Here is a 26757-nt window from a genome sequence, read left to right as displayed (position 1 = left end):
TTGCCGAGTAGCTATGTGTGGAAGAGATAACCGCTGAAAGCATCTAAGCGGGAAACTCGTTCCAAGATGAGATCTGCCGGGGGCTTGACCCCCCTGAAGAGTCGTTCTAGACCAGGACGTTGATAGGTTGGGTGTGGAAGCGCAGCAATGCGTTAAGCTAACCAATACTAATTGCTCGTGCGGCTTGACCCTATAACTTTGATTGGGCCCTCCCTTAGATGGGCCCCTTGCAAAGAAACACTGCAACTGCAGTTATGCCCAAAGCGCAATCAAATTTAGCTGATAAGACTCTATGAATTCGCTTCGAAAGCGGACTAGCCCTGATCGACCGATCAGCGCAAAGCCGCCAAGGAGCAAAAAGTTATGCCTGATGACCATAGCAAGTTGGTACCACTCCTTCCCATCCCGAACAGGACAGTGAAACGACTTCGCGCCGATGATAGTGCGGATTCCCGTGTGAAAGTAGGTCATCGTCAGGCTTTTATACTGATCAACCCCTCTACTCCTCCGAGTAGAGGGGTTTTTCTTTTGGGCAGCGCCTGGCACTGCCAGGCAGCGCATGCCGCATAATGGCCCATCCAGAACAACAAGCGCAGACAAGGGGACCATGACACCGACTTATTCCATCGGGCAGCTGGCAGCAGAATTTGATCTGACGACCCGGGCCATCCGCTTTTACGAGGACATGGGCCTGTTGCACCCTGAGCGCACCGGCGCCGGCGGCAAGCAGCGCGTGTACTCGGCCAAGGAGCGCACACGCCTGCGCCTGACCCTGCGTGCCAAGCGCCTGGGGCTGACCTTGCAGGAAGCCAAGGAAATCATCGACCTCTACGAGTCGCCGCGCGATACCGGTGTGCAGCTGAGCCGCTTTATCGAGGTGCTGACGGCGCATCGCCAGCGCCTGCAGACGCAGTTGGCAGATTTGCAGGCCAACTTGGCAGAAATTGATGAGCATATGCAGGAAGCCCATGCTTTGCTCGCAAAGCAGCCGTCAAAAAATAATATATAGTTGACGTGAACGTAAACGTAATGATGCCGCTCTACCGCCTTGGCGTGCCGGCGGCATCTGGTGCGCCATATAGATAGGAGACAAGACCATGTCCGGATTACCAGGCCTGAATTTCCAGTTGGGTGAGGATATCGACGCCCTGCGCGACGCCGTGCGCGAGTTTGCGCAGGCCGAAATCGCGCCGCGTGCCGCCGAGATCGACCGCAATGACCAGTTCCCGATGGACCTGTGGCGCAAGTTTGGCGACCTGGGTGTGCTGGGCATCACAGTGTCCGAGCAATATGGCGGTGCCGACATGGGCTACCTGGCCCATATGGTGGCGATGGAGGAGATCTCCCGCGCCAGCGCCTCGGTGGGCTTGTCCTATGGCGCCCACAGCAACCTCTGCGTGAACCAGATCAACCGCAACGGCAATGAAGCCCAGAAGGCCAAGTACCTGCCCAAGCTGATCAGCGGTGAGCATGTGGGGGCATTGGCGATGAGCGAGCCGGGCGCCGGCTCCGACGTCATCAGCATGAAGCTCAAGGCCGAGGACAAGGGCGGCTACTACCTGCTCAACGGCAACAAGATGTGGATCACCAACGGCCCGGATGCCGACACTCTGGTGGTGTACGCCAAGACCGAGCCGGAGATGGGCGCACGGGGCGTGACCGCCTTCCTGATCGAGAAGGGCATGCCCGGTTTTTCGATTGCGCAGAAGCTGGATAAGCTGGGCATGCGAGGCAGCCACACCGGCGAGCTGGTGTTCCAGAACGTCGAAGTGCCGGCCGAGAACGTGCTGGGCCAGGTCAATGGTGGCGCCAAGGTGCTGATGAGTGGTCTGGACTACGAACGTGCCGTGCTGACCGGTGGCCCGCTGGGCATCATGCAATCGGTGATGGACAACGTGGTTCCCTATATCCACGACCGCAAGCAGTTTGGCCAGAGCATTGGTGAGTTCCAGCTCATCCAGGGCAAGGTGGCGGATATGTACACCGTGTTGCAAGCAGGCCGCTCTTTTGCCTATACGGTCGCTAAAAACCTCGATCTGCTCGGAACTGACCATGTGCGCCAGGTGCGCAAGGACTGCGCCAGCGTCATCCTCTGGTGCGCCGAGAAGGCGACCTGGATGGCCGGCGAAGGCGTGCAAATCTATGGCGGCAATGGGTATATCAATGAATATCCACTCGGCCGCCTCTGGAGAGATGCGAAACTCTATGAAATTGGCGCCGGCACCAGCGAGATTCGCCGCATGTTGATTGGGCGTGAGCTGTTCGCAGAGACCTGCTGACCGGCTGCGCTGCGCCATCCTGATACCCACACAACAAAGGATAGCCTTATGACTACGACCTCCATCAAAGACCTGTTTGACCACAACCGCTTGTGGGCAGAGCAGATGGAGCGTGACCGCCCCGGGTTCTTCACGGGCCTGATGTCGCAGCAGCACCCCAAGTACATGTGGATCGGTTGTTCGGACAGCCGTGTACCGGCCAACCAGATCACCGGCCTGGAGCCCGGTGAAGTGTTTGTGCACCGCAATGTGGCCAATGTGGTCGTGCCCAGCGATCTGAACTGCCTGTCCACCATCCAGTATTCGGTGGACCAGCTCAAGATCCAGGACCTGATGGTTGTGGGCCACTACGGCTGCGGCGGCGTGCTCGCGGCGCTTGAAGGCCTGCGCCTGGGCCTGGTCGACAACTGGACCCGCCACGTGCGCGATGTGCGCGACAAGCACCTGGACCTGCTGCAAAGCCTGCCGCCCCAGCACCGCCATGATGCGCTGTGCGAGCTCAATGCCATCGAGCAGGTGGTGAACGTGGCGCAGACCACCATCTTGCAGGACGCCTGGACGCGCGGCCAGAAGGTGACCTTGCACGGCTGGTGCTACAGCCTCAAGAACGGCCTGATCACCGACTTGGAGATGACCGTGCCAGGCATTGGCGGGCTGGCCGAAGTCCACCAACGCGCCGTGGCCCTGGTGGCCGAACGCAAGCGCGATTAAACCCGCAAGGCATCCCTAATTCCTAGGGATGCCTTTTTTACAGTGCGAGCGGGCCCTCAGATGCCTGCCGCACCAGACCCGAATTCAATCAGGAGACACCAGATGCAAGATCCCGTCGTTATCGTTGGCGCAGCCCGTACCCCCATGGGTGCTTTCATGGGCGATTTTGCCGAGCTCTCGGCCAATGACCTGGGCGGCGCGGCCATCAAGGCTGCGGTGGAGCGCGCGGGTGTCGCCCCTGAAAAAGTGGAAGAAGTGCTGTTCGGCAACTGCCTGATGGCTGGCCAGGGCCAGGCCCCGGCGCGCCAGGCCTTGTTCAAGGGCGGTCTGCCCAAGAGCACCGGCGCCGTGACCCTGTCCAAGATGTGCGGCGCCGGCATGGAAGCCACCATCTTGGCGCATGACCAGCTCGTGGCGGGCAGTCGCGATGTGATGGTGGCGGGCGGCATGGAAAGCATGACTAACGCCCCCTACCTGCTCAAAAAGGGCCGTGGCGGCTACCGCATGGGCCATGACAAGGTCTTCGACCACATGATGCTCGATGGCCTGGAAGACGCCTACGAGCCCGGCCGTTCGATGGGCACCTTTGGCGAAGACTGTGCCGCCAAGTACCAGTTCAGCCGCGAGCAGCAGGACCAGTTCGCCATTGCCAGCGTGCAGCGCGCGCAGGCGGCTACCGCGTCCGGCGCTTTCAAGGCCGAGATCACGCCGGTGACCGTCTCCACCCGCAAGGGCGATGTCACCGTGACCGAAGACGAAGGCCCCGGCAAGGCCCGCCTGGACAAGATCGCCGCCCTCAAGCCGGCGTTCAAGAAGGATGGCACGATCACGGCCGCATCCAGCTCCAGCATCAACGATGGCGCAGCCGCCCTGGTGCTGATGCGCGAATCCACCGCCAAAGAGCTGGGCTGCAAGCCGCTGGCCAAGATCGTGGCCCATGCCAGCTATGCGCAGGAGCCTGAGTGGTTCACCACCGCACCGATCGGCGCGACCGAGAAGGCGCTGAAAAAGGCCGGCTGGAAGGTCGAGGATGTAGACCTCTGGGAAATCAACGAGGCCTTTGCCGTGGTGCCGATGGCGCTGATGGCTGACATGAAGGTCTCGCACGACATCGTCAACGTCAACGGCGGCGCCTGCGCGCTGGGCCACCCTATTGGTGCCAGCGGTGCGCGCATCCTGGTGACCCTGCTGCACGCGCTGCAGGCCCGTGGCAAGCGCCGCGGCCTGGCCACCCTGTGCATCGGCGGAGGTGAGGCCACTGCGATGGCGATTGAAATCATGTAGTCTAGTCATCCTGAAAGAGGAGAAACTATGACGAACGAATCGGTGGGCCCAGGCCCGGGGCAACTGCAGGCACGGGATATCGAGTCCTTCTGGCAGGAACTGGTCTACCAAGAGCGCCACCTGGCGCTGTTGCCCAACCAGGCCTTTGTGACACAGGCCAACGAGATGCTGGCCCGCGTTGCACCCGATTTGGCGCTGGAGCTGGAGCGCTCCGAAGGCAGCCTGTTTTCGCGCCTGGTGTTCAGCGCCCACGGCAATATCGACCAGTTCGAGAACCTGATGGCGCTGGTGCGCGGCGCGCCCAGCCTGCCGGGCTACAAGGTGCAGGCCTTCCGCAACCGCAGCCCCATCAAGGATTTCAGCATGGCGATGGAGGGCCTGGAGCTGTCCTGCTCGGATGTGCTGGTCGCCCACTACGATGCCGGTGGCATTGTCGGCCTGGAGCTGGGCTTTGAGAAGATCATCGCCCCCGAGCAGCGCGAGCTGGCCCAGCACATGGCCTTCATCATGCTCGACCATGTCCTGGGCGAATGGGATTTTGCGGTGCGGGTCGGCCCGGTCGATGTGGTCGACGCCTTCGCACCCGAAGTTGCGGGTGTGGGCCCGCTGTCGGACTTCCCTGCGGTGTTCGATGCCTTTTTGCGCGACAGCCTGGGGCGCAGCTACCGCTTCCCCACGGCCGACAATGACCGCTGGAAAATGCTGGAGGCGCGCCGCCGCGATGCGCCCGCCGATGCCGTGCCCGATCTGCTCGGCCTGCGCCTGTCGGCCAATGCCGTGGCCACGCGCGCCGATCTGCCTTACTGCCTGCAATGGACCTTGCCGTTTGACGATGGCGAGACCCTGGACCAGGCACGCGATGCGCAAGAAGGCCTGCAGGCCGCGCTGGAGCGCATGGAGACCGGCATTCTGGCCTATACCCGTATCGAAGGCATGAGCGAGCGCAGCGCCTGCTACTACGTCGATGACGCCGCTGCCGCCCAGCAGTTGCTGCAGCAGCATGCACAGGCTTTGCCCGGACGGGTGGAGCTGCAATTCGATCCGTCCTGGGATGCCTACCTGGCCGTCTATGCGGCCGCAGGCGCCGCAGCGGCCGATGGTGATGCTGACGATCCGGAGGCTGCATGATCGAATCTGCCGAGCAACTGCGCGCCCTGTACGCCCAGCCCGCCGAGCGCGCGCTGGCCAAGCAGCTCGACCACCTGGATGCCCATTGCCAGCGCTTTATAGCGCTGTCGCCCCTGTGCGTGGTGGCCACGGCCGGGCAGGCGGCCGAGATGCTCGATGCCTCGCCCCGGGGCGGGCCGCCGGGCTTTGTCAAATGCCGGGGCGTGCAGCATCTGCTGCTGCCCGATGCCGGTGGCAACAACCGGCTGGATTCGCTCAGCAACCTGCTGACCGATGCGCGCATTGCGCTGCTGTTTTTGTTGCCCGGGGTGGATGAGACCCTGCGCGTCAACGGCACCGCAAAGCTGCGCGATGAGGCCCGCTTCATCGATGTGTTCGATGGCGAGCGCCAACGGCCCAAGCTGGTGATCGAGATCGAGGTGCGCGAAGCCTATCTGCACTGCGCCAAGGCCTTGATGCGCTCGCGCCTGTGGCAGGCTGAGGCACAGATCGCGCGCAGCACCCTGCCGACGCTCAACCAGATGATCCATGACCAGATGGGCCTGAGTGCGGCGCCTGAGCCGCAGGCGGACATGGTGGCGCGCTACCAGCAACAAATTCTGCAAGAGCAGGGACATTGACAACAACCGCCAAGGAGGGCGTGGGAATGGCTGTGATTTTGGTGATTGGCGCCTCGCGCGGCATCGGCCTGGAGCTGGTGCGGGAGTATGCGCAGGCCGGCTGGACGGTGCTGGCCACCGTGCGTGATAGCGAGGCCCAGGCGCGCCTGCAGGCGCTGGGCGCTCAGGCTTTTCTGGTCGATGTGCTCAAACCAGAGAGCGTGACCGCGCTGGCGACGGCGTTGGCCGGCCAGCAGATCGACTTGGCCATGTATGTTGCCGGTGTGATCCGTCGGCCCAATGCCCGCAGCGTGCCGACCCAGGCCGATTTTGATGCGGTGATGCACACCAATGTGCTGGGTGCCATGCAGCTGCTGCCGCAGATCGGCCCGATCGTCGAGGCCAGCGGCGGCGTGTTTGCCTTTATCTCGTCGTCGATGTCGCAGATCGAAGGTGTGGATGACAGCTACTCCTGGCTCTACCGCGTCAGCAAGACGGCGCTGAACATGGCGGTGGCCTCCGCCCAGCATGACTACCCCGGCGCGCGCCTGATCACCTTGGATCCGGGCTGGGTGCAGACCGACATGGGCGGGGACGAAGCGCCCCTGACCGTGCAGCAAAGCGTGAGCGACATGCGCCAGACCCTGGCCTCGGTCAGCGATGCCGACAAGGGGCGCCTGCTGCACCACGATGGCCGCCGCGCCAAGCATTGGTAAGCCCGCCAGGCAGACAGCGACAGAACTAGAAAATCCGGAGACAAACCCATGCTTTTGAACGACGACCAGACGATGATCCGCGATGCGGTGCGTGAATTTGCCCAGGCCGAGCTGTGGCCACACGCCGCGCAGTGGGACCGCGACCATGTGTTCCCCAAGGCCGCCCACCAGGGCCTGGCCCAGCTGGGTGCCTACGGCATCTGCGTGCCCGATGCGCTGGGCGGCGCAGGGCTGGACTACATCAGCCTGGCCTTGGTGCTGGAAGAAATCGCCGCTGGCGACGGCGGCACCAGCACCGCCATCAGCGTGACCAACTGCCCCGTCAATGCCATCCTGATGCGCTACGGCAGCGATGCGCAGAAAAAGCAATGGCTGGCTCCGTTGGCAAGGGGCGAGATGCTGGGCGCCTTCTGCCTGACCGAGCCCCATGTCGGCTCGGACGCCAGCGCGCTGCGCACCACCGCCAGCAAACAGGGCGATGCCTATGTGATCAATGGCGTCAAGCAGTTCATCACCAGCGGCAAGAACGGCCAGACGGCGATTGTGATTGCAGTGACCGACAAGGGTGCCGGCAAAAAGGGCATGAGCGCCTTTATCGTGCCCACCGACAACCCGGGCTACCAGGTCGCGCGGCTGGAGGACAAGCTTGGCCAGCACAGCAGCGATACCGCACAGATCAATTTTGAGAACTGCGTAGTGCCGGCCGAGAACCTGATTGGTGCCGAGGGCGAGGGCTACAAGATTGCGCTGGGCGCGCTCGAAGGCGGGCGCATCGGCATTGCCGCGCAAAGCGTGGGCATGGCCCGCAGCGCCTTTGACGTGGCCGTGCAGTACGCCAAGGAGCGCGAGAGCTTTGGCACGCCCATCATCAACCACCAGGCCGTCGGCTTTCGCCTGGCCGAATGCGCGACGCAGATCGAGGCCGCGCGCCAGCTGATCTGGCATGCCGCCAGCCTGCGCGATGCCGGCCAGCCTTGCCTGAAGGAAGCGGCCATGGCCAAGCTGTTTGCCAGCGAAATGGCCGAGCGCGTCTGCAGCGCTGCCATCCAGACCCTGGGCGGCTATGGCGTCGTCAATGATTTTCCGGTGGAGCGCATCTACCGCGATGTGCGGGTCTGCCAGATCTACGAAGGCACCAGCGATGTGCAGAAGATTCTGATCACCCGCGCGCTGGCTTGAGGGCCTTTGCAGGCGTACTAAAAACAAACCCGGCGCTGCCGGGTTTGTTGTTTACAGCGCCAGGCGCCGGCCGTCGGCAAACACCATCAGCTCGCCGGGCTGGAAAGGCGTCCACTGCTCGTTGGTGGTCAGCGGCGCCGTCACCACCACGGCCACGCGGTCCTGCGGCGTAGTGCAGGTGGCAAAGTCGATGCTCAGGTCCTCATCGCTCAACTGCGCCTGCGAGAACGGATGCGCGCGCTCGGTGTAGCAGAGGAAGGTATTGGCATGGGCCCAGAGCGCATCGCCATTGGAGAGCAGAAAGTTGAAGGTGCCATGGGGGGCGATCTGCGCTGCCAGCTCGCGCAGGGTGTGGGTCAGCTCGGCAATGCTGGGCGTGCCGGCATGGGATTTCCACAGCTCCTGCATCAGCCAGCAAAACACATGCTCGCTGTCGGTGTCGCCCACCGGGTGAAAGTGGCTGTGCAGGCGCGGGCGGAAGTCCTTGAGATCGCCATTGTGGGCAAACACCCAGTTCTTGCCCCAGAGCTCGCGCACAAAGGGGTGGCAGTTTTGCAGCATCACCTGGCCCTGGGTGGCCTTGCGGATATGCGCAATCACATTGCGGCTGTGGATGGGGTAGCGCCGCACCAGCTCGGCCACCGGCGACTGGACGGCGGGCTGGTGGTCCACCAGCAGGCGCAGGCCGCCTTCTTCAAAGAAGGCAATGCCCCAGCCATCGCTGTGGTGGTCGGTATTGCCGGCCCGCTGCGAAAAGCCGCTGAAGCTGAAGTTGATGTCGGTGGGGGTGTTGCAGTTCATCCCCAGCAGTTGGCACATGGCAAAAACTCTTTGAAAACCGTTGGATGGCCCAGTGTAGACCATTCGCCAGCCGCTCAGGGCTTGGCGCCTGCACGCGGCTGCAGCTGGCGGGCGGCAATGCCAGCCAGCACACAGACCACGGCCAGCATCAAAAAGGTGTCGCGAAAGCCCGCGACCCGCTCGGCCAGTGCAATGTCGATCGCGGGCGACTGGTTGGCGTAGAAGGCCACGCGCCACTCCAGAAAGATGCCGCAGAGGCTGACCCCGGCGGCGCCGCCCAGCATGCGCAGAAAGCTGAAGCTGCTCGATCCCTGCGAGATCAGGCTCTTGTCCAGCGGCCGCATGCTGCCCAGGGTCAGCGAGGGCAGGATAAAGCCCAGGCCAACCCGGCCCAGCACCGTGTAACCGACCAGCAGCCACAGCGAGGAGCCCGGCTGCAGCACACCGGTCAGCACAAAGGACAGCGCCAGCAGCGAAAGGCCACCGATCACCAGCCAGTGCACGGGGGTGCGGTCGGCCATGCGGCCGGCCAGCGCGATGACGCCGCCCAGCACCAGGCCGGCGGGCAGCATCGTGGTGCCGACCACCGAGGCCGAATAAGACAGCCCCAGCTGCATGAACACCGGCAGCAGGTAGGTGGAGCCAAACAAGGCCACGCCATAGATAAAGGCCACGATGCAGCCGGCCGCAAAAGGCTTGCAGGCAAACAGGCGCAGGTCCATCAGCGGCTTGCCACCCTGGGCCAGCAGGCGCCGCTGCCAGGCGATGAAGGCGGGCAGGCAGACCAGCGCAATCGCCAGCAGCACGGCGCTTTGCTGCCAGCCCGTGCCATGCAGGGCCACCAGGCCATTGAGCAGGCAGACCGTGCCGGTGGTGGCAATCGCCAGGCCCAGCCAGTCCAGGCTGTTGCCATGGCGGTCGGCGGCGGCGCCGCCCGGCGCATTGACGGGCACAAACTTCAGCCCCAGCCAGACCGAGGCCAGGCACAGCGGCACCACCATGAAGAACACCGAGCGCCAGCCCATCCAGTCCACCAGCAGGCCGCCCACGCTGGGGCCAATGGCTGGCGCCAGCACGATGCCCATGCCAAACAGGCCATTGGCACGGCCCTGCTCATGGGCGGCAAAGGCATGCAGGATGATGATGGCCGGAATCGGCTGGATCACACCGGCCGCCAGGCCCTCGACCACGCGCGCCACCAGCACCAGGTTGTAGTCGCTGCTGAAGCCCCCGCCAATGCCGCCCAGCATCAGCAGCAGCACGGCGCCCAGGTAGGTGTTGCGGTAGCCGTAGCGCGACAGCAGCCAGGGCGTGGTCAGCATCGCCACCGTGGTGGCCACCATGAAGGACGAGGTCACCCATTGCGCGCGCGACTGGCCCAGCTGAAAGTGCAGGCTCATCGCCGGAATGGCGACATTGAAGATGGTCGAGGAGATGATCGAGGCCATCGTGCCCACCATGACGCTGAACAGCAGGTACCAGCGAAAACGGTCCCCATAGAGGCTGCGCAGATCCTGGGAGGTGTGGTGTCGTATCTGCATGGCGTGGGCTGGGCGGATGGGCGCGTGTGGCGGGGCCAGGTGGGGTGCCTGCAAGCAGGCGGGCCCCGGGCGTTTGATGATGATCCTGGGGCTGGCGCTTGTCAGTCACCCCGGTTGGGGCGGGCGCCGGGATCGGGCTGCGCGCGGCCACAGGCCGGGCAGATGCAGCGCTGACCGCGCTCGGCAGGGGCCAGGCGCTGCAAGGCCTGGGAATCGATATCGGCGGTCATGCACCAGCACTGGGCAGCAGGCAGGCCCTGGGCCACGGCACAGCCGTTGCGCTGGCCGCACAAGGGGCATTGCTGCGCCCAGGTGCTGCTGTCCGTGCGGGTGGCAGGCATCATGGCGTGCCTGTGGGCACCGGGGTGGGTGCGGCGGCTGGCGCGGGGCGGGGGGGCGGCAGCGCGTCTTCGGGCCGGGCGGTCAGGCTGCCGGCCAGCAGCTCGGGCAGGCGGTCCACCCCCATGCGGAAGCCGCAGGCCTGGGCATGGCCGCCGCCGCCCATGCTTTCGGCCAGCGGGATGCAGTTGAAATCCGAGCGCGAGCGCAGGCCGCATTTGGCGCCCTTGGGGCTGGCGCTCCACATCAGCGCAAAGGTGCCGCTTTGCTTGGCGAGGATGTCGCCGACCTGGCTGTGGAACATGCCCGGGGCGTTGACCATCAGGCCAGCCACACCGTTGAACACCAGCGGTTGCGCGCCTTCGGCGATGTCGCTGCAGAGCTTGAGGTACTTCTCGTCCATCGCGCCGCCACGGGCCATGAAGGCGCTCAGCTGCTCGGGGCTGAAGGCCGCAATCTCGGCCCAGCGCTCAAAGCTGCGCGGCTCCATGTCCAGCGCGGCCAGAAAGGCACCGCTCTCGGGGTACTGCCAGCGCCAGATGTCGCGGTCTTCGATGTGCAGCACCAGCGCGGGGATGGGGTCCTTGGGGAAGAAGAACTCCCAGGCCAGGCGTGCGCCGGACTTGTTCATGTCGAAATGCACCACGCCGCAGGTGCATTGGTAGCCATTGAGCTTCTCGGCCGCGCTCTTGTGGTGGTCCAGCAGCACCAGCTTGTGCGCCTGCGCCTCGATGGCCGCCAGCAGCTCGGGGCCAAAGGCAAAGTCCAGGATGTAGATCGTGCGGCCGGCCAGCGGGCCCAGGTCGTCCACGGTCTGGATTTCGCCATGGTCCAGGCCACGAAACTCTGCGTTGCCGGAGAAAAACAGCCAGGCCGCCAGCGCTGCGCCATAGCCATCGGGGCAGTTGCGGCCGTGGTAGAGGATCAGGGGCTGGGGGTCGTTGATGTCGGCTTTTACCGGCAGAGAAAGGTCGGGCAGAAGTTTCATCCTGCCATTTTCCTTCAAGGGCATTACCTGAGGGGGATCAAGTACTGCGCGGGCATCCGGTGGAGGAGCAGCAGATGCCCGCAGGCGCCATGGGCTGGCGCAGACGCTTATGCCAGCGTATAGGCGGTCTTCACCGTGGTGTAGAACTCCTGCGCATAGCGGCCTTGCTCGCGCGGGCCGTAGCTCGATCCCTTGCGGCCGCCAAACGGCACATGGTAGTCCACGCCCGCGGTAGGCAGGTTCACCATCACCATGCCGGCCTGGGCGTGGCGCTTGAAGTGGCTGGCGTACTTCAGGCTGGTGGTGGCAATGCCGGCAGACAGGCCAAAGGCGGTGTCGTTGGCCACAGCCAGCGCCTCTTCATAGTCCTGCACGCGGATCACGCTGGCGACGGGGCCAAACACCTCTTCGCGGTTGATGCGCATCTGGGGTGTGCTGTCCACCAGCAAGGCTGGCTGCATGAAAAAGCCTTCCTTGCCGCTGCCGGTATGGCAGGCAATGCGGCTGCCGCCGGTGGCCAGCACGGCGCCTTCGGCCTTGGCAATTTCCACATAGCTCAGGTCCTGCTCCAGCTGGGCCTGGCTCACCACGGGGCCGATATCGGTGCCGGCGGCGCGCGCATCGCCCACCTTGATCTTGGCCATGCGCTCTTGCAGCGCCTGCACAAAGGCGGGGTAGATCTTGTCGGTGACGATCAGACGGCTCGATGCAGTGCAGCGCTGGCCGGTCGAGTAAAAGCAGCTCTGGGCCGACAGCTCCACGGCCTGGGCCAGGTCGGCATCGTCCAGCACCACCTGCGGGTTCTTGCCACCCATCTCCAGCTGTACCTTCTTGCCCGATTTCACGCAGGCCTCGGCAATGCCCCGGCCCACACCGACCGAGCCGGTAAAGCTGATCGCGGCCACATCGGGGTGCTGCACCAAGGCATCGCCAATGATGCGGCCCCGGCCCATCACCAGGTTGAAGACGCCGGCAGGGATGCCGCTGCGGTGGATGATGTCGGCCAGTGCCCAGGCGCTGCCAGGCACCAGGTCGGCGGGCTTGATCACCACGCAGTTGCCAAAGGCCAGCGCGGGTGCAATCTTCCAGGCCGGAATGGCGATGGGGAAGTTCCAGGGCGTGATCAGGCCGACCACCCCGATGGGCTCGCGCGTGATTTCCACACCAATGCCGGGGCGCACCGAGGGCAGGCTCTCACCGGCCAGGCGCAGGCATTCGCCGGCAAAGAACTTGAAGATCTGGCCGGCGCGGGCCACTTCGCCAATCGCCTCGGGCCGGGTCTTGCCCTCTTCGCGGGCCAGCAGGTCGCCCAGCTCTTCCTTGCGCGCCAGGATTTCAATGCCAATCTTGTCCAGCGCATCATGGCGCGCCTGGATGCCCGAGACGCTCCAGGCCGGGAAGGCGGCTGTGGCGGCGGCCACTGCGGCATCCACATCGCTGGCATCGCCTTGGGCGTACTGGCCGATCACATCGGACAGGTCGCTGGGGTTGGTGTTGGGGGAGCTGGTCTTGCCGGGTGTCCAGCTGCCGTTGATCAGGTTGTTATGTGCGGTCATAAGCTTGCCAAGCGGGTTGGGCCTGGTCTAAAAATGGGTTGGAGAATGAGAGGGCGCTCAGGCAGCGCGGGCCTGTGCCGCAGCCAAGGACCAGGGCACTTCCTGCAGCGGCTGGCCGTCGGCGATCAGGCTGCGCAGGTTGGCCAGCACCAGATCGGCCATCGCGCGGCGCGTCTCCTGCGTACCGCTGGCGATGTGCGGTGCCAGCACCACGTTGTCCTGCTGCAGCAGGCCGGGCAAGGGGCGGGGTTCGTCCTCGAACACATCGAGGCCGGCGCCGGCAATGCGCTGGTGTTGCAGTGCATTTAGCAGCGCCGCTTCATCAACCACGCTGCCGCGCGCCACATTGATCAGAAAGCCTTTGGGGCCCAGCGCTTGCAGCACTTTGGCATCGACCAGGTGGCGGGTGTCGTCGCCACCGGCGGCGGTGATGACCAGAAAATCGCACCACTCGGCCAGCTCCTGCAGCGATGCCATGTAGCGGTGCGGCGAATCGCTGGCCGGGCGGCGGTTGTGGTAGGCCACCTCCATGTCAAAACCGCTGGCGCGGCGGGCCACCTGGCGGCCAATGCGGCCCATGCCCAGAATGCCCAGGCGCTTGCCCGAGGCGCGGGTGTAGACGCCAAAGCGTTCGCTGGGCCAGAGGCCGGCGCGCACAAAACGGTCGGCCGCTGCCAGGCGGCGGGCGCTGTCCAGCAGCAGCGCAAAGGCCATGTCGGCCACGCAGTCGTCCAGCACACCGGGGGTGTAGCCCACGCGGGCGGACTTGGCCAGGATGGCCTGCTGGTCCAGCGCATCAAAGCCCACGCCAAAACTGCTGATGCCGCGCAGCGCCGGCAAGGCCTGGATCACCGAGGCCGATGCGCCCATGCTGGCCGAGGTGACCAGGTAGGCAAACTCCGAACCATGGGCAGCTAGGAACTGCTGCGGGTCCGCTTGTGCGCTCAGCACGGTGGTATCGAATTCCTGGGCCAGATCGGCATCAAGCGCGGGCAGCGGCATCTTGCCCATTTGCAGCACGCGCGGGCGTTGGGTAGCAGTCATGTGTGGAGGGGGCTTTCAACGGAAAGAGCCCGGCACCATCCGCAGCACAGCGCTGCGGGTGGTTACCGGGCCAGGAAGTCAACGGAGATCAGGCTTCAACCTTCTTGATCAGCGCTGCCAGCATATCGACTTCCTCGGGCTTGAGGTCGGCCAGCGGTGCGCGCACCGGACCGGCATCGTGGCCCACCAGCTTGGCGCCGGCCTTGATGATGGACACGGCGTAGCCAGCGCTGCGGTTGCGGATCTTCAGGTAAGGCATGAAGAAGTCCTTGAGCAGCTGGTGCTGGGTAGCGTGGTCATCGGTACGCACGGCTTCGTAGAAGCGGATCGCGGTCTTGGGGATGAAGTTGAACACGGCCGACGAGTACACGGGCGTGCCCAGTGCCTTGTAGGCAGCGGCATAGACTTCGGCGGTCGGCAAGCCACCCAGGTAGGCCAGGCGGTCACCCATGGTCAGGTACATGGCCGACATGGCTTCGATGTCGCCCACGCCGTCCTTGAAGCCCACCAGGTTGGGGTTGCGTTCGCAGAGCTTGGCAACGGTCTCGGGGCTGAAGCGGCTCACGCCACGGTTGTAGATGATGACGCCGAACTTCACGCTCTTGCAGACGGCTTCGACGTGGGCGGCCAGGCCTTCCTGGCTGGCTTCGGTCATGTAATGGGGCATCAGCAGGATGCCGTGCGCGCCAGCGGCTTCCGCAGCTTGAGCGCACTGGATCGCAAAGCGGGTTGGGCCGCCGGCACCGGCAATGATTGGCACCTTGCCCTTGCAGGTGTCCACCGCGGTCTTGATGATGGCGGGGTACTCGTCAGCGGTCAGCGAGAAGAACTCACCGGTGCCGCCGGCGGCGAACAGGGCGCTGGCGCCGTAGGGGGCCAACCATTCCAGGCGCTCGGCATAGCCCTTGGCGTTGAAGTTGCCTTGTGCATCGAAGTCGGTGACGGGGAAGGACAGCAGTCCGGAACTCATCACGCTCTTCACATCCTGGGGGCTCATGGTGCTCATATCAAACTTTCAAAAAAACGAGGGCTAATGCAACAGTGCCAAATCTGCGAGGCTCAATCGAGCTGCAGGTTGGCGGTTTGGACGACCGTGCGCCAGCGCTGGCGTTCGGCCTTGAAAAATTGGTCGGTCTCGACCGGTGTCATCGTGACCACCTCGGCGCCCTGTCCGGTCAGGCGCGAGCGCACCTCGGGCGAGCGGATGGCGGTCAGCAAAGCCTGGTTGACCTTCTGAATGATCGCTTCAGGCGTCTTGGCCGGCAGGACCACGCCTTGCCAGGTGCCCGAGGCAAAGCCGGCTGCGCCTTGTTCGGCCAGGGTCGGCACATCGGCGATCAGCGGCATGCGGGTATTCTTGGAAATGCCCAGCAGCTTCAACTTGCCGCTTTGCACATGGGGGTAGGTGGCCAGCATGCCGTTCATCAGCACCTGGGTCTGGCCGGCCACGGTGTCCTGCACCGATTGCACGCCGCCCTTGTAGGGCACATAGACCCACTTGGCGCCCGTCAGCCGGGCCAGTTCCACACCGGCCAGGTGCGGCGCGCTGCCGGTGGCCGTGACGGCAAAGTTCAGGTCCTGCTTCTTGGACAGTGCCACCAGCTCTTGCAGGTTGTTGGCCTGCACCGAGGGGTGCACCACCAGCATGTGCGGCGAGTAGGCCAGCATGGCGGCGCCACGCAGGTCCTTGCTCGGGTCAAAACTCAGCTTGGTATAGATCGATGGCGAGATTGCTAGCGCACCCAGGTCACAGAGCAGCCAGGTGTAGCCATCGGGCTGGGCGCGGGCCACAAACTCGGCGCCCAGGTTGCCGTTGGCACCGGGCTTGTTGTCGATCACCACCGTCTGCTTGAGCTCTTGCGAGATCAGCTGGCCAATCGAGCGGGCAATGATGTCCGAGCTGCCACCCGGTGGGTAGGGAACGATCAGCCGGATAGGCTTGCTCGGCCAGGCATCGGCCGCCAACAGCGGAGTCGATAACAAGCTACCGGCAGCCAGGGCCAGCGCTGAATAGATCAGGTGCGAACGGCGATGCATATGTCTCTGTCTCCTTTTTAGATATAAGACATCATACAACTCAAAACGCAGATCGCCAAGTATTGCTTGACTAGGGGAAACGCTTGGCTGGGTGTTGGGGTGGGGATTCAGGCCGCTTTGCGCGGCCTGGGTGTCGGTGCTGGCGCGGGCCCGTTGCTGTGTTTTGCTGGGCTGGCTGGCGCGGCTTCTAAGGGATAGCACGTTACCGCAACAGCCCCTGCCTGGCTGTTGCGCGGGCGCTTCAGCGCTCCTTGCCCGGTGCGCCGGCTGCTTGCTGCTCCTGGGCCAGGCGTTGGGCCAGGCGCAGGCGTTCGCGCGAGTTGGTCAGGTGGATGCGCATGGCAGCGCGGGCCGAGTCGGCATCCTGGCGCTCGATCGCAGAGAAGATTTCTTCATGCTCGCGGTTCACGCGCTTGAGGTAGTCCGGGTCGCGCGTGGGGATGTGGATCGAGGCAATCCGGTTGCGCGGAATCAGCATCGAGCCAAAGTGCTGCAGGATCTCCTGGAAGTAGCGGTTGCCGGTGGCCTTGGCGATGCTGAGGTGGAAGTCCAGGTCATGGCTCACGGTCTCGCGGCCCAGTGCAAAGTTCTGCTCAAAGGCCTGCAGGGCAGTGCGCATCGCGCGCAGATGCGGCTCCTGGCGCCGGGTGGCGGCCAGGCCGGCGGCTTCGGTCTCCAGGCTGATGCGCAGCTCCAGCACGGCGAGTACATCAACCGATTCGCTCAGCTCATGGGCACTCAGCACCATGCCCGGCGTGCTGCGCGCGGGCAGCACAAAGGTGCCGATGCCGTGCTTGGTTTCCACCAAACCGGAGGCCTGCAGCTTGGACAGCGCCTCGCGCACGACGGTGCGGCTCACGTCATAGCTGCGCACCAGTTCGGTCTCGGTGGGCAGCTTGTCGCCCTCTTGCAACAGGCCCTGGCGGATCTTGTTTTCAAACTCTTCCGACAGCAGATTGGCCAGGCTGCGGCTGCCTTTGGCGGCACGGCTGCCGCGCAGGCTGGCGGCCGAGTCCGATGCCATCGATGGGGGTGCGGCTAATTCCGAGGGGCTTTTAAGCATGGCTGTGGTCCGGCAGAACAAGGGTCTGGCCGTTGGCTTGTGCGGCACGGCAACCGTGGCAAATGGCATCCGGGGCGGATGCCATTGACGGGGATGCGGGTAATTCCGAGGGGCTTTTGGGCATAGCTGTGATCATAATTCAGCCTTGTCATCAGACAACACATGACTGATGCCTTGTTGTAACCTACTTTCCCATCATGCTCAAGCTTTTCTCGAAAACCACCGTATGTGCCGTCAGCCTGCTGGCTGCTTCCCTGGCGCAAGCGCAGACCCCCAGCACCCTGGAGAAGATCAAGCAAAGCGGCGCGATCACCATCGGTGCACGCGACATGTCTGTGCCCTTCAGCTACAAGGTCAATGGCAATGCGGACCCCATCGGCATGATCAACGACATCTGCCTGAAGGTGGCCGAGGCAGCGCAAAAGGCCGCTGGCCTGCCCAAGCTTGAGATCAAGTACCTGATCACCACGCCCACCAGCCGCATTCCGCTGATCCAGAACAACACCGTCGATCTGGACTGCACGCCGGTGACCAACACCATTGCGCGCCAGGAGCAGGTCTCCTTCTCGCCGAGCTACTTCTCGGCCAATGTGACCCTGGCCGTGCGCAAGGATTCGCCAGTCAAGGGCATTGCCGATCTGCAAAACCGCAATGTGGCTACCGTCACCGGCACCACCTCGATCCAGCTGCTGCGCGCCTACAAGAAGGCCCAGGGCGTGAAGTTCAACGAGGTCTATGGCAAGGACCCGTCCGAAGCCTTTGTGATGTTTGAATCGGGCAAGGCCGATGCCTTTGTGCTCGATGACGTGCAACTGGCCAGCTTTATCGCCACTTCGCCCCAGCGCGACCAGTACGTGATCCTGAACGAGCCACTGCGCACCGAGCCCTATGGCGTGATGCTGCGCAAGGATGATCCGGCCTTCAAGAAGCTGGTCGATGACACCGTCTACGCGATGATCAAGTCCGGCGAGATGGAAGCGCTCTACCAAAAGTGGTTCATGACCACGATCCCTCCGCGCAACGTGAACATCAACTTCCCGCTCAGCGATTCGACCAAGGCGCTCTACGCCAACCCCAATGACAAGGGCATCTAAGAGAAACTGAGCGATTGCGAATTTATGTTGAAGCTAAGTCAAAAAGTCGAGAGCCTGCCATCGTCGCCCAGCATGGCGATTTCCTCGCAGGCCAAGAAGATGAAGTCCGAAGGCATCGATGTCATCGACCTGAGCATTGGTGAGCCCGATTTCAATACGCCCGAGCACATCATCGATGCGGCGATGGCGGCGGCCAAGGCCGGTGCCACCAAGTACACCGTGCCCGCCGGCAACGAGAGCCTGCGCAAGGCGATTGCGCAGAAGTTCAAGCAGGACAATGAGCTTGACTACACCGTGGCCGAGATCACCACCGGCGTCGGCGCCAAGCAGCTGATCTTCAATGCCTTCATGGCAACCCTGGAGAGCGGCGATGAGGTCGTGGTGCCCACGCCTTGCTGGGTGTCCTATGGCGACATCGTGGCCCTGCATGGCGGCGTGCCGGTCTATGTGCCTTGCTCCGAGGCGGTGGGCTTCAAGCTCACGCCCGAGGCCCTGCGCCAGAGCATCACGGCCAAGACCCGCTGGTTGATCATCAACAGCCCTGGCAACCCCACCGGCGCGGTCTACAGCCGTGCCGAGCTGGAAGCGCTGGGCGAGGTGCTCAAGGACTTCCCGGATGTGCTGGTCATGTCCGATGAGATCTACGAGCACATCATCCTGACCGGTGTGCCCTTTGTCTCGTTCGCCCAGGCCTGTCCTTATCTGAAGGACCGCATGCTGATCATCAACGGCGTCTCCAAGTCCTATGCGATGACCGGCTGGCGCCTTGGCTATGCGGCAGGCCCCGAGAAGCTGATCGGCGGCATGAACAAGCTCGAATCGCAAAGCTGCACCAGCGCCACCTCGGTGGCGCAGGCTGCGGCGCAAGCGGCGCTGCTGGGCGACCAGGACTGCGTGCGCCAGGCGCGCCAGACCTTTGTCGACCGGCTGGCGACCATCCGCAGCGAATTGGCCATCGTGCCTGAGCTGACCCTGTCGTCGGTGCCCGATGGCGCCTTCTACCTGTTCCTCGGCTGCCAGAGCCTGATCGGCCGCCGCACGGCCGAAGGCAAGGTGCTGGACAGCGATGCTGCCGTGTCGGGCTTCCTGCTCAACACCGCCAAGGTGGCGACCGTGCCGGGCGCTGCCTTTGGCATGTCGCCTTATGTTCGTCTGTCGTTCGCCACCGACCCCGCGCTGGTGGTGAAGGCACTGAAGAACATCCGTTCTGCCATCGACGGCCTGGCACAAGGCTGAGCAACCAAGGCGCTTTTCATAAGCGCCTTTTTTTATGAAAAAGGAGCAGCAGATGCAGGCACAAACTCCCCCGCTGCAACGCTTGCTGTTGACCGGCGCCGCCGGCGGCCTGGGCCAGGTGCTGCGCCAGCGCCTGCGTGGCCTGGCGCCCGTCTTGCGCGTGTCCGACATCGCCGGCATGGGCGCACCACGGGATGCCCAAGAAGAAGTCAACACCTGCGATCTGGCCGACAAGCAGGCGGTGGATGCGATGGTGGCCGGTTGCGACGCCATCGTGCACCTGGGCGGTGTGTCGGTGGAGCGGCCTTTTGAAGAGGTGCTGGAGGCCAATATCAAAGGCATCTTCCACCTCTACGAGGCAGCGCGCCGCCATGGCGTGAAGCGCATTGTGTTTGCCAGCTCCAACCATGTGATCGGCTTTTACCCGCAGAGCGAAAAGATCGACGCCAACGCGCGCCGCCGCCCTGATGGCTACTACGGCCTGTCCAAGTCCTTTGGGGAAGACATGGCGAGCTTCTACTTTGACCGCTATGGCATCGAGACGGTGAGCATACGCATTGGCTCGTCCTTCCCCGAGCCCAAGGACCGGCGCATGATGCACAGCTGGCTGAGCTATGACGACCTGGTGCAGCTGGTGGAGAAAAGCCTGTTCACCCCAAACGTCGGCCATACCGTCGTCTACGGCGCATCGGCCAACCGCGACCTGTGGTGGGACAACCATGCTGCGGCCCACCTGGGCTTTGTGCCCAAGGACAGCTCCGAGCCCTGGCGCGCCAAGGTGGAGGCGCAACCCGCCCCTGCGGCCAACGACCCGGTCGCCGTCTACCAGGGTGGTGCCTTCACCGCCCAGGGCCCCTTTGGCGATACGCTGGAGCAGCCTGCATGACAGCCGCCGAGCTGGTCCTCGATGCCCGCAACGCCACCGGCGAAAGCCCCGTGTGGCGCGCGCAGGAGGCTGCGCTGTACTGGGCCGACATACCGCGCGGCCTGCTGCAGCGCTGGCAGCCCGGGCAAGGCAGCGCTACGCAATGGCAGCTGCCGCAGATGCTGGCCTGCATGGCCGCCTGGCAGGGCGATTCGCAGCGCTGGATTGCAGGCTTGGAGGATGGCATTTACCAGGTGACCTTGGGCGATGGAGGAGCCCACACCCAGCCGCTGGCCACCGTCGACCACGCCATGCCTGGCATGCGCTTCAACGATGGCCGCTGCGACCGCCAGGGCCGCTTTGTGGCGGGCAGCATGCTGATGGACATGGCGGCCGCGCAACCGGTGGGCAAGCTCTACCGCTTGGGGGGCGATGACCTGGCGACAGGCCGCGCGCAGGACCTGCAACTGGGCCCGCTGATCACGCCCAACGGCCTGGCCTTCAGCCCCGATGGCCGCACCATGTACCTGTCGGATTCGCACCCGCGCAGCCAGCAGATCTGGGCCTTTGACTACGACACCGACAGCGGCACACCCCACAACCGCCGCCTGTTTGTCGATATGACGAGCCTGCCGGGCCGGCCCGATGGCGCGGCCATCGATGCTGAGGGCTGCTACTGGATCTGCGGCAATGACGCCGGTCTGGTGCACCGCTTCCGGCCCGATGGGCAACTGGACCGCTCGCTGCCGCTGCCAGTCAAGAAGCCAGCGATGTGCGCCTTTGGTGGCCCGGCGCTGGATGTGCTCTATGTCACATCGATACGGCCCGAGGGCATCGATCTGTCGGACCAACCGCTGGCCGGTGGCGTGTTTGCGCTGCGCCCAGGCGTTTCAGGAATGGAGGAGACGGAATTTCGGCCCCTGTAAACAGGCGAGGTGTGTGTGACCCAGAGACCCGGAAACCATCCGGGCATGTTCCCCAACCACAGAGATAACGAGGTAGACAAATGCGACTTTCCACTATCAGTGCAGCACTGGCTGCCGGTCTGCTGGCGCTCGGCGCCCAGGCCACCGAATTTCGTTCATCGGATATCCACCCGGACGACTACCCGACCGTGCAGGCGGTGAAGTTCATGGGCGAGCGCCTCAAGGCGCTGTCAGGCGGCAAGCACAGCATCCGCGTCTACCCGAACGGGGCGCTGGGGGGCGAGAAGGAAACCATCGAGCAGGCCAAGATTGGGGCGCTGGCGATGGTGCGGGTCAATGTCGGCGCGATGAACAATGTCTGCAACGAGACCGTGGTGCCCACCATGCCCTTCCTGTTCCGCTCGGTGGAGCATATGCACAAGGTGCTCGATGGCCCCGTGGGCGAGGAGATCCTCAAAGCCTGTGAGAAGCAGGGCTTTGTCGGCCTGGGCTTTTACGACAGCGGTGCGCGCTCGATGTTCACCGCCAAGCGGCCGGTCAAGAGCCTGGCCGACATGAAGGGCATGAAGGTGCGCGTGCAGCAGTCCGATCTCTGGGTGAGCATGCTCGAAGCCATGGGCGCCAATGCGACGCCGATGCCGATGGGCGAGGTCTACACCGGGCTGAAGACCGGCCTCATCGATGCAGCCGAAAACAACTACCCGACCTTCGAGAGCTCGCGCTCGTTCGAAGTCGCCAAGTACTTCAGCAAGACCGAGCACTCGATGGCGCCGGAGATTCTGCTGTTCTCCAAACGCACCTTCGACAAGCTCTCGCCCGAGGAGCAGGGCTGGGTGCGCCAGGCCGCCAAGGAGTCGGTGCCCTATATGCGCAAGCAGTGGGCCGAGCGCGAGGCCAAGTCGCTGGAGGTCGTGAAGGCCGGCGGCGCCGAGATCATCGAGGTGGACAAGGCCCCGTTCCAGGCGGCGATGCGGCCGGTGTATGACAAGTTCATCACCGATGCCAAGCTGAAAGACCTGGTCAAGCGCGCGCAAGACACGCCTTGATGAGCCGCTGACCCCAAGCCAATGCCAGTGCCCGCCGGGTGCTGGCTCCTTGCAACCATCGCCCGGAGGCTGTGCGCCCCCGGGCTGCTCGGGCACCACGATGTTTACCAAGATTTGCAGCGCCTTGTCGCGCTTGTGCATGTGGCTGGGTATTGCCGGCCTGATGCTGCTGATTGCTGCCGTCAGCTGGCAGGTGTTTGGCCGCTATGTGCTCAACAACACGCCGACCTGGGCCGAGAGCCTGTCGCTGTTGCTGGTGCTCTATGTGACCATGTTCGGCGTTGCCGTCGGCGTGCGTGACAGCGGCCATATCGGGCTGGAATCGCTGCTGGTGCTGGCGCCGGACTGGCTGCGCACCAAGATGGAGTTTCTGATCCATGCGCTGATTCTGCTGTTTGGCGCCACCATGGCCTATGGCTGCGCATCGCTGGCCGAATCGGTCTGGGACTACCGCCTGCCAACCCTGGGCGTTTCCGAAGGCTGGAAATACGTGCCCGCCATCATTGCCGGCAGCCTGATCGTGCTGTTTTCCATCGAACACCTGATCGCACTCGCGCAAGGCCGCGAAGTGCAGCCCAACTAGGAGCGCGGCGATGACCACAGCCTTGCTGATTCTGAGCCTGAGCTTTGCCGTCCTGCTGCTGCTGGGCGTGCCGGTGGCCTTCTCCATTGGCCTGTCTGCGCTGGCCACCCTGGCCTACGAGGGGCTGCCGCTGGAGGTGGGTTTTCAACAGATGACCGCCGGCATGGGGGTGTTCTCCTTCCTGGCGATTCCCTTCTTCATCTTTGCCGGTGAGCTGATGCTGCACGGCGGCATTGCCGACCGCATCGTCAACTTTGCGCGGGCGCTGATCGGCCATGTGCGCGGCGGCCTGGGCATGTCCAATGTGGTGGCCTGCACCTTGTTTGGCGGTGTCTCGGGCTCGCCGGTGGCCGATGTCTCGGCCATGGGCGCGGTGATGATCCCGATGATGAAGAAAGAGGGCTACCACGCGGACTACGCCGTCAACGTGACCACGCATGCGGCCCTGGTGGGCGCGCTGATGCCGACCAGCCACAACATCATCATCTATGCGCTGGCAGCCAGCGGCAAGGTGTCGATTGCGGCGCTGATCCTGGCGGCCATCATTCCGGCCATCATCCTGACCCTGAGCAATCTGGGCGCGGCCTACTGGGTGGCACGCCGCCGGGGCTACCCGGCCGGTACCTTCCCCGGCTGGCAGGTGGTGGGGCGCAGCTTGGCGGCGGCGCTGCCGGGCCTGTTTGTGGTGGTGCTGATCCTGGGCGGCATTCTGTCGGGCGTGTTCACCGCCACCGAATCGGCCGTCGTGGCCGTGCTGTATGCGCTGGCGCTGACGGTGTTTGTCTACCGGTCGCTGAGCTGGTCGCACTTTGTCAAGGCCGCCTCCAAGGCGGTGCGCAACACCGGCATCATCCTGCTGCTGATCGGTATCTCCAGCACCTTTGGCTACCTGATCAGCCTCTACGGCGTGGCCGAGCTCACCGGCCAGATGCTGGCCCAGGTGACCACTACGCCCTGGATGGTGTTCCTGCTGATCAACATCATCCTGTTCCTGCTCGGCACCTTCCTCGACATGGCCGCCACCATCTTGCTGTGCACGCCCATCTTCCTGCCGATTGCCCAGCACTACGGCATGAGCTCGGTGCAGTTCGGCATTGTGCTGCTGATCAATTGCGCGCTGGGCCTGAACACGCCGCCGGTGGGCACCACCCAGTTTGTCGGCTGCGCCATTGGCGGCGTGTCGGTGGGCACCGTCATGCGCACCATCTGGCCGTTCTATGGCGCGCTGATCTTTGCGCTGGGCCTGGTGACCTTTGTGCCGGCCTTCACCACCTGGCTGCCGCAGATCTTCATGACCGTGCGCTAAGCGTTCATTGCCTCTCACCCCTTCACCCCTTCTGCTTTCTTCTGCGTTTTCACGATGAGTACCTCACACGCCATTCGCCATATCCGCATCACGCCGATTGCCTTCCGCGACCCGCCGTTGCTCAACGCTGCCGGCATCCATGAACCCTGGGCACTGCGCTCCATCATCGAGATCGAGACCGCCTCGGGCCTGGTGGGGATCAATGAAAGCTATGGCGACCAGCCCATGCTCGATGCGCTGGCCAAGGCGGCACCGGCCTTGGTGGGGCTGTCGCCCTGGGCGCTGAACGAGATGGAGCAGCGGGTGGCCGTGCTGGTGGCTCCGCCGGTGCAGACGGCATCGGAGTTCTTGGGCCAGCAGGTATCGCTGGCGCCGGGCACCCATGTGTCCAAAACAGTGGCCAAGGTGGTCAGCGCTTTTGAGGTGGCCATGCTCGATCTGCAAGGCCAGATGGCCAATGCGCCGGTGGTCGATCTGCTGGGGGGCGCGGCGCGCAGCAGCGTGCCGTTCTCGGCCTATCTGTTCTACAAGTACGCCGAGCATGCCGGCCAGCCCTATGCGCCCGATGCCTGGGGCGAGGCGCTGACACCGCAGCAGCTGGTGGCGCAGGCGCAGCGCATGATTGGCCAGTACGGCTTCCAGAGCATCAAGTTGAAGGCCGGGACCTTGCCGCCCGATGAGGAGGCTGCCGGCATTCTGGCCCTGGCCGAGGCCTTTCCCGGCCTGCCTTTGCGCATCGATCCGAATGCCAACTGGACGGTGGAGACCAGCCTGCGCATTGTCGACAAGCTGCGCGGCGTGCTGGAGTACTACGAAGACCCGGCGCCCGGGCTGGATGGCATGGCGGCGGTGGCCCGCGCCTGCGAGGTGCCGCTGGCCACCAATATGGTGGTGACCGATTTTGCCGAGTTCCGGCGCAATGCCGAGATGGGCTGCCCGGTGAAGATTGTGCTGAGCGACCACCACTACTGGGGCGGTCTGCGCGCGACGCAGCGCCTGTCCACCCTGTGCCGCACCTTTGATCTGGGCCTGTCGATGCACAGCAACTCGCACCTGGGCATCAGCCTGGTGGCGATGACGCATCTCTGCGCCAGCGTGCCCTTGCTCACCTATGCCTGCGACACCCACTACCCCTGGCAGGACGAGGAGGTCATCGAGGGCGGGCGCCTGCAGTTTGAAGCCGGCAGCCTGCGTGTGCCGACAACGCCAGGCCTGGGCGTGCGCCTGGACCGCAACGCGCTGGCGCGCCTGCATGACAACTACCTGCACTGCGGCATCCGCAACCGCGATGACCTGGGCCAGATGCGCAAGTACGACCCCAGCTTTGACGGCAAGCAGCCGCGTTTTTGATACCCACCGAGTTCATTGCTTTCGACGATTACAAACCAAGGAGACATCCATGCAACGCAGAACCCTGATCCAAAGCTCGCTCGCAGCCAGCGCCCTGATGCTGGGCGCCGGCCTGGCCAGCACATCCGCGCTGGCGCAAAGCAGCTGGCCCACCGGCAAATCCATCACCTACCTGGTGCCGTTTCCGCCCGGTGGCAATACCGATACCCTGGCGCGTGTGGTGGCCCAGCCGCTGGGCAAGGCGCTGGGCACGCCGATGATCATCGAAAACAAGGGCGGTGCCGGCGGCAGCGTGGGCTCGGCCCTGGCCGCGCGTGCGGCGCCCGATGGCTACACCATCCTGGGTGGCACCATCAGCTCGCATGCGATCAATATCAGCCTCTACTCCAAGCTCGACTACGACCCGGTCAAGTCCTTCACGCCGGTCGCGATGCTGGGCTCGGGGCCGCTGGTGCTGGTGGTGCCCGCCTCCAGCCCCTTCAAGACCCTGGCCGATGTGATGGCCGGCAGCAAGGCCAAGGCCTCCAGCGGTGGGCTGACCTCGGCATCGCCCGGTAGCGGCACCTCCAACCACATGGCGCTGGAGCTGCTGGCCTACCAGACGGGGGTCAAGTTCACCCATGTGCCCTACAAGGGCAGCGGCCCGGCGGTGCAGGATGTCATCGGCGGCCAGGTGGACATGATGTTTGACACGGCCCTGGTGGTCGGCCCGCATATCCAGGCCGGCAAGCTGCGCCCGATTGCGGTGACCAGCTCCAAGCGCCTGGAATCCCTGCCCGATGTGCCCACCATTGCCGAGGCCGGTGAAAAGGGCTTTGACATGGGTTCCTGGCAGGCGGTGTTTGCGCCTGCGGGTACGCCCAAGCCGGTGGTGGACCGCCTGCATGCCGAGATCATGAAGATCGTCGCCACGCCCGAGGTACAGGCCCGCCTGAAGGCCTTTGGCATGCAGCCTTCGACGATGACGCCGGCCGAGCTGGCCGAGTTCCAGAAGGCCGAGGTGGCCAAATGGGCGCAGGTGATCCAGGCCGCCGGCATCAAGGCCGATTGACCGTGAGCAGCCGGCCCGGTGACTGACAGGGCCGC

General features: G+C 64.2%; 26 protein-coding genes and 2 rRNA genes. 19 read left to right on the top strand and 9 right to left on the bottom strand.

Going from position 1 to position 26757, the window contains the following annotated elements:
• From EDF71_RS07490 to EDF71_RS07445, 10 genes are all read left to right on the top strand, one after another.
• Window positions 1-192: ribosomal RNA gene (locus EDF71_RS07490) — 23S ribosomal RNA — on the top strand; the annotation flags it as partial.
• 174 nt (window positions 193-366) lie between these two features.
• Window positions 367-479, top strand: a 5S ribosomal RNA gene (gene rrf, locus EDF71_RS07485).
• A 128-nt stretch (window positions 480-607) separates the two neighbouring features.
• Window positions 608-1009 carry a MerR family DNA-binding transcriptional regulator gene (locus EDF71_RS07480; protein WP_133855946.1) on the top strand — a complete coding sequence of 134 codons (402 nt, stop codon included), beginning with the start codon at window positions 608-610 and terminating at the stop codon, window positions 1007-1009.
• An 88-nt stretch (window positions 1010-1097) separates the two neighbouring features.
• Window positions 1098-2279 (top strand): isovaleryl-CoA dehydrogenase, encoded by a 1182-nt coding sequence (locus tag EDF71_RS07475; protein ID WP_021024982.1) that lies wholly within the window; start codon window positions 1098-1100, stop codon window positions 2277-2279.
• 48 nt (window positions 2280-2327) lie between these two features.
• Entirely contained in the window at window positions 2328-2990 is a 663-nt protein-coding gene (can, locus tag EDF71_RS07470) for a carbonate dehydratase (RefSeq protein WP_133855945.1), read from the top strand.
• A gap of 102 nt (window positions 2991-3092) precedes the next feature.
• On the top strand, window positions 3093-4274 hold the full coding sequence (locus tag EDF71_RS07465; protein ID WP_133855944.1) for an acetyl-CoA C-acyltransferase: 1182 nt from the start codon (window positions 3093-3095) through the stop codon (window positions 4272-4274).
• A 27-nt stretch (window positions 4275-4301) separates the two neighbouring features.
• Window positions 4302-5402 (top strand): hypothetical protein, encoded by a 1101-nt coding sequence (locus EDF71_RS07460; RefSeq protein WP_133855943.1) that lies wholly within the window; start codon window positions 4302-4304, stop codon window positions 5400-5402.
• On the top strand, window positions 5399-6022 hold the full coding sequence (locus tag EDF71_RS07455) for an MSMEG_1061 family FMN-dependent PPOX-type flavoprotein (RefSeq protein ID WP_133855942.1): 624 nt from the start codon (window positions 5399-5401) through the stop codon (window positions 6020-6022). The genes EDF71_RS07460 and EDF71_RS07455 overlap by 4 nt, the downstream gene beginning before the upstream one ends.
• A gap of 26 nt (window positions 6023-6048) precedes the next feature.
• On the top strand, window positions 6049-6717 hold the full coding sequence (locus EDF71_RS07450; protein WP_133855941.1) for an SDR family oxidoreductase: 669 nt from the start codon (window positions 6049-6051) through the stop codon (window positions 6715-6717).
• 48 nt (window positions 6718-6765) lie between these two features.
• A complete protein-coding gene (locus tag EDF71_RS07445) occupies window positions 6766-7896 on the top strand; it encodes an acyl-CoA dehydrogenase family protein (protein WP_133855940.1) in 1131 nt (376 codons plus the stop codon).
• A gap of 51 nt (window positions 7897-7947) precedes the next feature.
• Here the strand turns inward: EDF71_RS07445 and EDF71_RS07440 are convergent, their stop codons facing one another.
• The 9 genes from EDF71_RS07440 to EDF71_RS07400 form a co-directional block, all read right to left on the bottom strand.
• The gene (locus tag EDF71_RS07440) at window positions 7948-8715 is read right to left on the bottom strand and encodes a class II glutamine amidotransferase (RefSeq protein ID WP_133855939.1); all 768 of its coding nucleotides are present in this window, start codon (window positions 8713-8715) and stop codon (window positions 7948-7950) included.
• 56 nt (window positions 8716-8771) lie between these two features.
• Window positions 8772-10238 carry a DHA2 family efflux MFS transporter permease subunit gene (locus EDF71_RS07435; protein ID WP_133855938.1) on the bottom strand — a complete coding sequence of 489 codons (1467 nt, stop codon included), beginning with the start codon at window positions 10236-10238 and terminating at the stop codon, window positions 8772-8774.
• Window positions 10239-10339: 101 nt separating this feature from the next.
• Window positions 10340-10579: a cysteine-rich CWC family protein gene (locus EDF71_RS07430; RefSeq protein WP_133855937.1), complete on the bottom strand. Its 240-nt coding sequence runs from the start codon at window positions 10577-10579 to the stop codon at window positions 10340-10342.
• A complete protein-coding gene (locus EDF71_RS07425; RefSeq protein ID WP_230778391.1) occupies window positions 10579-11565 on the bottom strand; it encodes a phosphoesterase in 987 nt (328 codons plus the stop codon). Before EDF71_RS07425 ends, EDF71_RS07430 begins: the two co-directional genes overlap by 1 nt.
• Window positions 11566-11672: 107 nt before the next feature.
• The gene (locus EDF71_RS07420) at window positions 11673-13121 is read right to left on the bottom strand and encodes an aldehyde dehydrogenase family protein (protein WP_133855936.1); all 1449 of its coding nucleotides are present in this window, start codon (window positions 13119-13121) and stop codon (window positions 11673-11675) included.
• Window positions 13122-13178: 57 nt separating this feature from the next.
• On the bottom strand, window positions 13179-14165 hold the full coding sequence (locus EDF71_RS07415; RefSeq protein WP_133855935.1) for a 2-hydroxyacid dehydrogenase: 987 nt from the start codon (window positions 14163-14165) through the stop codon (window positions 13179-13181).
• 88 nt (window positions 14166-14253) lie between these two features.
• Complete coding sequence (gene kdgD, locus EDF71_RS07410) at window positions 14254-15162, bottom strand: 5-dehydro-4-deoxyglucarate dehydratase (RefSeq protein WP_133855972.1); 909 nt, start codon at window positions 15160-15162, stop codon at window positions 14254-14256.
• 62 nt (window positions 15163-15224) lie between these two features.
• The gene (locus tag EDF71_RS07405; RefSeq protein WP_133855934.1) at window positions 15225-16202 is read right to left on the bottom strand and encodes a tripartite tricarboxylate transporter substrate binding protein; all 978 of its coding nucleotides are present in this window, start codon (window positions 16200-16202) and stop codon (window positions 15225-15227) included.
• Between the two features lie 241 nt (window positions 16203-16443).
• The gene (locus EDF71_RS07400; RefSeq protein ID WP_133855971.1) at window positions 16444-17226 is read right to left on the bottom strand and encodes a FadR/GntR family transcriptional regulator; all 783 of its coding nucleotides are present in this window, start codon (window positions 17224-17226) and stop codon (window positions 16444-16446) included.
• A gap of 236 nt (window positions 17227-17462) precedes the next feature.
• On the opposite strand from EDF71_RS07400, the gene EDF71_RS07395 reads away from it, so the two are divergent.
• From EDF71_RS07395 to EDF71_RS07355, 9 genes are all read left to right on the top strand, one after another.
• Window positions 17463-18359 carry an amino acid ABC transporter substrate-binding protein gene (locus EDF71_RS07395; protein WP_133855933.1) on the top strand — a complete coding sequence of 299 codons (897 nt, stop codon included), beginning with the start codon at window positions 17463-17465 and terminating at the stop codon, window positions 18357-18359.
• Between the two features lie 72 nt (window positions 18360-18431).
• Window positions 18432-19595, top strand: coding sequence for a pyridoxal phosphate-dependent aminotransferase (locus tag EDF71_RS07390; protein WP_243854207.1), 1164 nt, complete (start codon window positions 18432-18434; stop codon window positions 19593-19595).
• Between the two features lie 52 nt (window positions 19596-19647).
• Window positions 19648-20481, top strand: a complete 834-nt coding sequence (locus EDF71_RS07385; protein WP_133855931.1) for an NAD(P)-dependent oxidoreductase — start codon at window positions 19648-19650, stop codon at window positions 20479-20481.
• A complete protein-coding gene (locus EDF71_RS07380) occupies window positions 20478-21386 on the top strand; it encodes an SMP-30/gluconolactonase/LRE family protein (RefSeq protein WP_133855930.1) in 909 nt (302 codons plus the stop codon). The genes EDF71_RS07385 and EDF71_RS07380 overlap by 4 nt, the downstream gene beginning before the upstream one ends.
• Before the next feature lie 80 nt (window positions 21387-21466).
• Complete coding sequence (locus tag EDF71_RS07375) at window positions 21467-22432, top strand: TRAP transporter substrate-binding protein (protein ID WP_133855929.1); 966 nt, start codon at window positions 21467-21469, stop codon at window positions 22430-22432.
• A 100-nt stretch (window positions 22433-22532) separates the two neighbouring features.
• Window positions 22533-23015, top strand: coding sequence for a TRAP transporter small permease (locus EDF71_RS07370; protein WP_133855928.1), 483 nt, complete (start codon window positions 22533-22535; stop codon window positions 23013-23015).
• Between the two features lie 10 nt (window positions 23016-23025).
• Window positions 23026-24321 (top strand): TRAP transporter large permease, encoded by a 1296-nt coding sequence (locus EDF71_RS07365; protein WP_133855927.1) that lies wholly within the window; start codon window positions 23026-23028, stop codon window positions 24319-24321.
• Window positions 24322-24375: 54 nt separating this feature from the next.
• Entirely contained in the window at window positions 24376-25671 is a 1296-nt protein-coding gene (locus EDF71_RS07360) for a glucarate dehydratase family protein (RefSeq protein ID WP_133855926.1), read from the top strand.
• Window positions 25672-25720: 49 nt separating this feature from the next.
• Window positions 25721-26722 (top strand): tripartite tricarboxylate transporter substrate binding protein, encoded by a 1002-nt coding sequence (locus tag EDF71_RS07355; protein ID WP_133855925.1) that lies wholly within the window; start codon window positions 25721-25723, stop codon window positions 26720-26722.
• Window positions 26723-26757: the final 35 nt, after the last annotated feature.

The organism is Comamonas sp. JUb58, from assembly GCF_004364775.1.
GTDB lineage: Bacteria > Pseudomonadota > Gammaproteobacteria > Burkholderiales > Burkholderiaceae_C > Comamonas.
The sequence above is the reverse complement of the archived record's forward strand: the minus strand, read 5'-3'. Positions and strand labels throughout refer to the sequence as shown.